This window comes from Methanobrevibacter sp. (assembly GCF_045539575.1).
Classification (GTDB): domain Archaea; phylum Methanobacteriota; class Methanobacteria; order Methanobacteriales; family Methanobacteriaceae; genus Methanocatella.
Map to the genome: position 1 here is coordinate 1 of NZ_JAZQFM010000017.1, position 3868 is coordinate 3868.

Consider the following 3868-nt stretch of genomic DNA (forward strand, 5'->3'; position numbering starts at 1 on the left):
CACAAGAAATAGAAAATTTAACAGAAGATTTAGAAAATTTCTGCGAAAGAGAATCAGTAATGAACCAATTAAAACTCGATGTGACAATATTTTAATTAAAAATCAACAGGTCTGCCAAAAACTAATTTTGGCGGACACCCTTTAAAAAAATTAGTTATATTTTATTCATTACTACTTTTCCATTGACTATTGTCATTACTGGCATTCCAATGTAATTCCAACCGTCAAATGGAGAGTATTCTGCTTTTGTTTTAAATTCATCAATATTGAATTTTCCTTCCCGTTTCAAGTCAATTACTGTAAAATCAGCATCTTTTCCAATGCCTATTTCTCCCTTGTTTTCCAAACCATAAACTTTTGCTGCATTTTCACTTAATATCTTCGGAATAATTTTCAAATCAATATTTCCCTTGTTGACTTCAGTTAACAGTAGCGGAACAACTGTTTCCAAATTTGGAATTCCCGGTGATGATTTCCATACTCCTTTTGTTTTATCTTCTAGGGTATGTGGGGCATGGTCGGTTCCTATTATTGAAGTTTCATCCAAATCAGTAATTCTGACGCTGTCATTTTTTTCTCTAAGTGGGGGATTGGTTTTTACAAATGTTCCATATGTATTGTATGCAGAATTGTCTAGTAATAAATGGTGTGGTGTAAATTCCCAGCTTACTGCCTGTGTTTTGCTTGCATCTTTTGCAAGACTTAATGATTTGGAAGAGCTCAGGTGGCAGATATGCAGCCTTAAATTATTTTTGCCTGCAAGTTCTATAGCCTGTTTTACGGATTCATCTTCTGACCTTGCAGGACGGGCATAACTGTAATCAATAGGTTCATTTTCCTCTTTTTCTTTTAATTTATTGGTTTCTTCTTCCACAATTGATTTTTTCTCACAATGCACTGCTACAAGTCCATTATAGTCGGTGGTTTGTTTTAATTTTCCCAGATTGTGGAATATCTCTTCAAGGGATTCATCACTCTCAAGGTCCATAAACACTTTAAATGATATTGGATTTAGTGTAACCATTCTTTCCATTTCCTCAAGGGAATTGTGTCCTGCCTGAAGTTCAAAATTAATGACTGATTTTTCCTGTGCAATTTTTATTTTTTCTTCAAGCGCTTCGTAAGTATTGGTTTTTGGCATTGTGTTCGGCATGTCGATGACTGTTGTAAAACCGCCATTTGCAGCGGCCATGCTGCCTGTTTTGAAATCTTCCTTTTGGGTCATTCCAGGATCTCTAAAATGGATGTGGGGGTCGATAAAACCTGGCATTATATAATTGTGGTTTATGTCGATTGTTTCATCACCTTCAATCGGATTTTTTGAAATGTCACATATTTTTCCATTTTCAACTTTTATGTTATATTCGCCGATTTCATCTACAAGTTTACAATTTTTTATTACTAACTCCATATTATCCCCATTGATTTTTAGTTAGTTAATTGTTTGTCCGTTTTTAAACATAAGTTTTTTTTAATTTAAGAATTATATTTATTCTTATGTCTCAAGTTTCAAACATTCTTAAGCGTGATATGGAATTATTTTTCAATGACTTGGATGAAAATCCTAAAATTTCAGGTAATGATCCTGATGTTAATTTAGTCGCAGATTTCACAGAGTATAATCCTTTACATAACGGTCATTTTCATTGCATGAAAACTGCAAAACATATGTTTCCTTCATCGTTATTTGTTGCTATTGTACCGGGACTGTTTGAGAGAAGTGGTAGAGGTATACCATATATATTACCAAGACAAATTAGGGCAGAAATTGCTATTTCTGTTGGTGCCGACATTGTGGTTGAAGGGCCTCCGATGGGAATTATGGGTTCCGGCCAGTATTCATTATGTCTTTGTAAAATGTTCAAGGCATTGAACACCGATTATATTCCAAGGGGATACAAGCCTGTCGAAGGAATGGATGAAATCTTGAAAAGAATCAATATGGGTCATCATGTAGCTCCCAAACCATATAAGATCGTTGATAAGACTGCAGGTGATATAATCCTGAAAGGAAAGCTTGAGGAAGATAACTATGTAATCACCTCATTTTCAAATTCACTGAGTAAAATAGGCTTTGACTTTAAGGATAAATTTATTTTCGTCGAACGTATAGGGGGCGTGAGCGGCACATTAATACGCGAAAGCATCATGAACAATAATTTTGATGAAGTAATGGATATGATGCCTTCAAAAACTATTGAGGTATTAAAACGAGAAATAGAAAATGATGCCATAATTTATGGAATTCGTGATGTTGTGACAATTTTAAGCACTGCCAATGATTATAGTTTAGAGGAATTGTCCGCACTTAATTTGTTCAATGATAAATTAGCCAATAATATAATAGAAAACAGGCCGTTCAGTAGCATTGATGAATTGGAAAAAGCTATTCTTCATGGATTTTCATCTCATTTTCGCCAAAGAGTATTGAGCATTTTAGAAAATCCTGTTCCTAAAAAGTTAATTTCACAGTATATTGACAATTATCCTTCTGTAATTAGGGTTTTAGGATATAAAAATGATGAATGTTTGGAAAAATTTAAAAAAAAGGTAAATAATGAAAATATTTCATTATTTAATGACTCAATAAAGCATTGATTACATTTTGTGGGTTTTTGAGTGCAAATACTGCATCCATAAATGTTGGATAGCTTGCATTCAATATAAATAAGTAGACTATGTAGTATAATACAATTAAAATCACAATAATTAATATGATTGTTAATATGATATCTACAACGCCCAGTGGTTCTTTTTCATCTTTGTAATTGATGTTATGGATTCCATTGTCTTGTTCTTGTTTTGGATCCATTTTAATATTTTGCTCCCTTGCAATTTCAGCTCTGATTCTAGCTTCCATTTCTTCAGGAGTTTCAATTCTAGGTTCAGGTTTTCTAGGAGGTTCCTGGGTTGGTCTAGGAGCATATTCTTTTTTGGTTAATGAACCGTATTGTGCTTCATCTTTTGCTAATTGTTCTCCTAATGGTATTTCATTCTCATCAAAGTATAAATCATCTAAATATTTTTCATATTTATCTTCAAGATTTTGTCTTGCGGTTGTTTTTGGTGGTTGGTAATCATGATCTGGATAAATATATTCTGGTTCTTCAGCAACAGGTTGTTGTTGAATTTCTTCTTGAGTGTAATATTCATTTTGTACAGGTTCAGGTTGTGGTTCCTGATAGATGTTTTCCTCTTCACTTAAATAAGAGGATTCTAATCCGCCTGAATATTCAATGGTGTCTTTGATATTGTATGGTGAGTCATCACTGATTACTTTATATTCCTGAGGCTCTTCTGCAGCATATGGTACTTCATATTCCTCTTGAGGTTGGTATATGTTTTCTTCTTGCGGTTGATATACGCTTTCCTCTTGTGGCGGTTGGTATATGTTTTCTTCTTGAGCATATACTGGTTCGCTTTGTGGTTGAGCTTGAGCTTGGGAATTGTCTAAACTGAGTCCGACAATTTTTTCTAAACAATCTTTACAATAAACTTTTCCAGCTATTTCTAATCCACATTCTTTACAAATTGATTTTCCACATATTGCACATTGATCTGTACCTTCTCTTTCAGGATGATAATGACATTGCATAAATTACACTCTCTTGAATAATATTTTATTAAATGTATATATTTATTATTTTTATTTATATAAAACTTTTTATAGTTCCTTGGTTTTGTTGATAATTTTTTCACAAACAATCTCTGAAGCAATTAAATCATCAACGGTGGCTAAAAAACTCCCTAAACTTTCACTAGTTATTTCATAGTTAATGGTGTTATTGTTTATTTTACTTTTCACATAATTGCCATTGTCTACTTCTAATGAATCGTATATTAAGGATGCATCGTCCTTTGTTTTGTA

Annotated in this window: 4 protein-coding genes; 1 reads left to right on the top strand and 3 read right to left on the bottom strand. The window is 33.0% G+C overall.

Annotation, left to right across the window (positions count from 1 at the left end):
* Window positions 1-154: 154 nt before the first annotated feature.
* The gene (locus tag ACKI30_RS02045) at window positions 155-1411 is read right to left on the bottom strand and encodes a dihydroorotase (RefSeq protein ID WP_407409463.1); all 1257 of its coding nucleotides are present in this window, start codon (window positions 1409-1411) and stop codon (window positions 155-157) included.
* Between the two features lie 86 nt (window positions 1412-1497).
* Here ACKI30_RS02045 and ACKI30_RS02050 point away from each other — a divergent pair, with 86 nt between their 5' ends.
* Window positions 1498-2598 carry a nucleotidyltransferase family protein gene (locus tag ACKI30_RS02050; RefSeq protein WP_407409465.1) on the top strand — a complete coding sequence of 367 codons (1101 nt, stop codon included), beginning with the start codon at window positions 1498-1500 and terminating at the stop codon, window positions 2596-2598.
* Here the strand turns inward: ACKI30_RS02050 and ACKI30_RS02055 are convergent.
* Together ACKI30_RS02055 and ACKI30_RS02060 are read right to left on the bottom strand one after the other, a co-directional pair.
* On the bottom strand, window positions 2576-3595 hold the full coding sequence (locus tag ACKI30_RS02055) for an ATPase (RefSeq protein ID WP_407409467.1): 1020 nt from the start codon (window positions 3593-3595) through the stop codon (window positions 2576-2578). The two genes, ACKI30_RS02050 and ACKI30_RS02055, sit on opposite strands and share 23 nt — an antisense overlap.
* 69 nt (window positions 3596-3664) lie before the next feature.
* The coding region (locus ACKI30_RS02060; RefSeq protein WP_407409469.1) for a KEOPS complex subunit Pcc1 at window positions 3665-3868 on the bottom strand (204 nt) is incomplete at its 5' end.